This is a genomic window from Streptomyces sparsus, from assembly GCF_054776295.1.
In genome coordinates, this window is the sequence record NZ_BAAHCA010000259.1 from 1 (window position 1) to 5,740 (window position 5,740).

The following is a 5,740-nucleotide window of genomic DNA, read 5'->3' on the forward strand; positions in this document are numbered from 1 at the left end:
AGGCATCGGCGAACACCGGAAACGCCTCGTACAACTCACGCCCCATACCAGGACGTTGCGCACCCTGACCCGAGAACAGGAACGCGACCTTGCCCTCGCCGACCGAGCCCTCGACCACGTTCGCAGCAGGCTCACCACGTACCAGGGCATCGAGGCCCGCCAGCAGAGCGGCCCGATCTCCGCCCCGCACCACGGCACGGTCCTCGAAGGAACTGCGGGTAGTCGCCAGAGCGACCGCCACCTGATGCACGTCGATCTCTCGCGCCGAGTGCGCGTGGGCGAGAAGCCGTGCTGCCTGTGCCCGAAGTGCTTCGGGGCCACGGCCGGACAGCACCCACGGGACCACGGGCAGCTCACGCTCGACGCGTGCGCCAATGCCCTCCTCGCTCTCGGGGGCCTGTTCGAGGATGACGTGGGCGTTGGTCCCGCTGAAGCCGAAGGAGGAGACGCCCGCGCGGCGAGGGTGGTCGTGCTGCGGCCAGTCCTGCGGTTCGGTCAGCAACCGCACCCCACCCGCCGACCAGTCCACATGCGAGGACGGCTCCTGCGCATGCAACGTCGCCGGCAACACACCACGCCGCAACGCCTCCACCATCTTGATCACACCCGCCACACCCGCAGCAGCCTGCGTATGACCAAGATTCGACTTCACCGACCCCAACCACAAAGGCCGCTCCTCGGGGCGACCCTGACCATAAGTCGCCAACAACGCCTGCGCCTCGATCGGATCACCGAGCGAGGTACCCGTGCCATGCGCCTCCACTGCATCCACATCCGCAGCGGACACCCCAGCACTCGCCAACGCCGCGCGAATCACCCGCTGCTGCGACGGACCGTTCGGCGCCGTCAGGCCGTTGGAAGCACCGTCCTGATTGACCGCACTCCCCCGCACCACCGCCAACACGTTGTGCCCCTTGCGGCGAGCGTCCGAAAGCCGCTCCACCAACAGCACACCAACACCCTCACCCCACCCCGTACCATCCGCACCCTCACCAAAAGCCTTACACCGACCATCCGACGCAAGACCCCCCTGCCGCGAGAACTCCTCGAAGGCCGAAGGGGTGGACATGACGGTGACTCCGGCGACGAGCGCCATCGGGCACTCGCCGGTGGTGAGGGCACGGATGGCCCAGTGCAGTGCCACGAGGGACGACGAGCACGCCGTGTCCACCGTGACCGCCGGCCCCTCAAGCCCCAGCACGTACGACAGACGCCCCGATACCACGCTCGCCGCGTTGCCCGTGCCGACGTACCCGCCGAAGTCGCCGTCGGAGGCGTTCAACAGGGCCGGGTAGTCCTGGCCGTTGGTGCCGGTGAACACCCCGACCTGGCTGCCGCGCAGCGAACGCGGGTCGATACCGGCCCGTTCCACCGCCTCCCACGACGTCTCCAACAACAACCGCTGCTGCGGATCCATCGCCAACGCCTCACGCGGCGACACTCCGAAAAACTCGGCGTCAAAACCCGCCACATCTGACAGGAAGGCCCCTCGGCGGGTGTAGTCCGGACCGTCGGTCGTCTCGTCGGCGGCGGTCAGGTTCTCCCAGCCGCGGTCGTCGGGGAAGTCGCCGATGGCGTCCTCACCGCGCAGCAGCAGGTCCCAGAGCTGTTCCGGAGTGTCCACTCCCCCGGGGAAACGGCAGCCCACACCGATGATGGCGACGGGGTCGTCGGCGAGCCCGGCCGTGTGGCCTGCGTGCGCGGGGAGCGGCGTTCCACCGTCCTGGGCGGTCCCGGGCGCCGTCTGGTGCAGGAGGTGGTCGATGACGGCTTCGGGCGTCGGGTGGTCGAAGACCAGTGTCGCCGGGAGAGCCAGCCCGGTCGCCTTGGTGAGGGCGTTGCGCAGTTCGAGTGAGGTGAGGGAGTCGAGTCCCAGTCCGCTGAAGGGCTTCTCCAGGTCCAACGGCTCACCCGACGCGTGTCCGAGGACGGTGGCCAGCGTGGTGCGCACCAGGTCCGTCAGGGTGTTGCGGCGCTCGGCCTCGGGGAGGGCGACCAGACCGAGCGGGGACACAGCGCTGAGCGGGGATGCCTTGCGCAGTTTCCGGCGCCCCGCCAGGGACTGGAGCAGCGGCGGGAGTTCGTCTGCCGCCTGCTGGAGGACCGCGTGGTCCAGTCTCAGCGGGAGCGGCGCACGGCCGGTGTGGGCGAGGCAGCGGTCGAAGAGGGCGACGGCGTCCTGGGTGGGCAGGGCGCCGAGTCCGCTGCGCCGGGCCCGGCTGATCCCGGCGTCGCTGATTCCTCGGGTCATGGTGCTGTTCGCCTCCCACAGGCCCCAGGCGATGGCCACGGCGGGCCGTCCCTCGGCGGCGAGTTGTGTGGCGAAGGCGTCGAGAAAGGAGTTCGCTGCGGCGTAGTTGCCCTGGCCGGGGCCGCCGAACGTGGCGGCGGCGGAGGAGAACAGTACGAAGGCCGTCAGATCGTGGGCACGGGTGGCGTCGTGCAGGTTGATCGCGGCGTCGACCTTGGGGCGCAGGACGGCGGCGACGCGGTCGGACGTCAGGGAGGTGATCACACCGTCGTCGAGAGCGCCGGCGGCGTGCACCACGGCGCCGAGCGGGTGCTCCTCGGGAATGGTGGCGATGACGTCGGCGAGGGCGTTCCGGTCGGCGACGTCGCACGCCGCGACGCGTATCCGGGCGCCGGCCGCGGTGAGTTCAGCTGTCAGCGCGTCGGCGCCGGGTGCGTCCGGGCCACGGCGGTTGAGCAGCAGCAGGTGCCGGACGCCGTGCTCGGCGACCAGGTGGCGGACCGTGGCGGCGCCGACCGTTCCGGTGCCGCCGGTGACCAGGACCGTGTGGTGCGGGTCGAAGGAGGCGCCCGGTGTGGCGGGGCCGTCCCCCGCCCTGCCCAACCGGGGGGTGAGGAACGCTCCCTCTCGCAGGGCGAGTTCGTCCACGTCGTGGCGTGCGGCCTCGGCGAGCTGGTCGGGGGTGGGGTCCGTGTCGGCGTCGAGAAGGAGGATGCGGCCGGGGTTCTCGGCCTGTGCGGACTTCATCAGTCCTCTGGCGGCGGCACCCGGCAGGTCGGTGACGGCCTCGCCGTCCGTGGCGGCGACCGCGCCACGGGTCACCACGACCAGCCGGGAGTGGGCAGTGTGCTCGTCGGCGAGCCAGCGTTGCAGCAGGTCCAGGGCGTGCGTGGTGGCGCCGTGCACCCGGGCGGCCAGGTCCGGCCCGGTGTCCGTGGCGCGCCAGGGCACGACGACGCACTCGGCGGGCGGGGCGGACGCCGTGGCCGACTGCACGGTGTCGAGCAGCTCGTCCGGGCCGCTGTGCACGGTGAGGTGCGCCGGCTCGGGAAGGACGGCCGTTCCGGCCGGGGCCCAGGTCGTGGTGTAGACGTCGCTGCCGCGGTCCGTGGCGGCGGCGCCGGGACAGTCGTCGGTGCGGGGCTGGACGGCGACGGTGCCGGCGGTCAGGACGGGGGCGCCGGCGCCGTCGAGGAGGCGCAGGGTGGCCCCGGTGTCGGCGCGTGGGCTGATGTGGATCCGCACGGCTTCGGCGTCGCTTGCGTGCAGGGTCACCCCCTCCCAGGTGACGAGGTGGGCCGGAGAGCCGTCGAGCGCGGTGAGGGCGACGAGCGCGGCGTCCAGCAGCACCGGGTGCACGGCGAACCGGGCCGCGTCCGGCACCTGGGACTCGGGCAGGGCCGCTTCCGCGAGGATGTCGTCACCGAGGCGCCAGGCGGCGGTCAGCGGCGAGGTGGGCTCGCTGTCGCCACCGGTGGCGTCGAACTCGCGGAGACGGGTGTCGGCTGCGGCGTACAACTGGTCCAGGTCGATCGGCGTCGCGCCGGGGGGCGGCCATTCCCGGACGGCGGGGAGGGGCGGGGCGGCGTCCTCGTCGGAGTGCTGAGCCAGGGTGCCGTGGGCGTACCGGACCCAGGGGCGGGAGTCGAGGGCGTCGGAGATCCCGTCGGCCGGGGCGGTGGGGCGCGCGTAGACGGCGAAGGAGCGCAGGCCGCTGCTGTCGTCCGCGGCCTGGGTGACGGTCTGTACTTCGAGCTCACCCGCGTCCGGCAGTTCCAGGGGGACGTCGGCGTGGAACTCGTGGAGGCGGTGCAGGCCGAGGGCTCGGCCGGTGTGCAGAGCCAGGTCGGTGAGCACCGAGGCGCTCACCAGCGAGCCACCGCTGGTGGTGAGTTGCGTGAGCCAGGGCCGGGTTCGGCGTGACAGCCGTGCTGTCGCCACCACGGTGGAGGTGTCGGCGAGACTGATGACCGCGGACAGCAGGGGGTGGCCGCCGCGGGGCCCTGAGTGGTCGGAGACCGGGTCGAGCCAGTAGCGGCTCCGCTGGAAGGCGTACGTCGGCAGGTCGACCGGCCGGTGCTCACCCGGGAGTACGGCGTTGAAGTCGACGGTGGTCCCCGCGGTGTGCAGGGCGGCCAGCGCGGCCATGGCGGTGTGCGGTTCGTTCCGGTCCTTGCGCAGCAGCGACACGGCGACCTGGTCGTCACCGCCCGCCGCCGTCGCGGTCCGGGTGAGGGCGGTGAGGGTGCTGTCGGGTCCGATCTCCAGGAAGCGCGTGACGCCCTGCTCGGTGAGGCTTTGGATGCCGTCGGCGAACCGCACCGCCTCCCGGACATGACGCACCCAGTAATCGGCCGTGACCAACTCGCCGTCCTGGGCGAGGCGTCCGGTGACGTTGGAGACGACCGGGATCACGGGGGCGGAGTAGGTGACCTGCTCGGCCACCGCACGGAACTCCGCCAACATCGGCTCCATCAACGGCGAATGGAACGCATGACTCACCCGCAGACGCGACGTACGACAACCCGAAGCCGACAGCCGATCGGCAACCTCGGACACGGCCGCCTCAGCCCCCGCGATGACCACCGCACGCGGACCGTTGACCGCCGCGATCGACACCTCACCCGCACGACCCTCCAGCAGCGGTTCGACCTCCGACTCGGAAGCCTCCACCGCCACCATCACCCCACCAGCCGGCAACGCCTGCATCAACCGACCACGCGCCACCACCAGGCGGCAGGCGTCCGACAGCGACACCACACCCGCCACATGCGCGGCAGCCAACTCACCGATGGAATGACCCACCAGGAAATCCGGACGCACACCGAAAGACTCCACCAGGCGGAACAGCGCCACCTCCACCGCGAACAACGCCGGCTGCGCCCACTCCGTCCGACCCAACACCTCCGCATCATCACCGAACACCACCGACCTCAGATCCCCACCCACCTGGGCACAGACCTCGTCGAAGGCATCGGCGAACACCGGAAACGCCTCGTACAACTCACGACCCATACCAGGACGCTGCGCACCCTGACCCGAGAACAGGAACGCGGTGCGCTTTCCTCGTCGTGCGGTGTTCACGACGACGGGTGCGGCCGTCTCACCTGCGGCGAGCGCCTTCAGCCCGCTGACGAGCGTGTCGCGGCTGTCGCCGAGGACCACGGCCCGGTGGTCGAAGTGGGACCGGCGGGCCGCGAGGGTGTGGGCGATGTCCTGGTCGTTGTCGGCGGGGTGGGTGTCGAGGTGGGTGAGCAGGGCACGTGCCTGCCCGCGGAGCGCTTCGGGGGTCCGGGCGGACAGGGGCCAGGGCAGTACGGGCGGGGTGCGGTCCGTCCCGACGGCCGCCGTCCCGGTGCCGTCCTCGCCGTCGGGCTGCGGGTCCGTTGCCCCGTCGGCGGCGGAGGGCGCGGGCGGGGCCTCCTCGAGGACGACGTGCGCGTTGGTGCCGCTGACGCCGAAGGCGGAGACGCCGACGCGCCGCGGGTG

General features: G+C 71.8%; 1 protein-coding gene. It reads right to left on the reverse strand.

All coding sequences use genetic code 11. The features are described 5' to 3' along the window. Positions 1 to 5,740 (reverse strand): SDR family NAD(P)-dependent oxidoreductase (locus tag ACYVE9_RS13790; protein ID WP_461028119.1); only part of this gene is annotated, 5,740 nt, incomplete at both ends.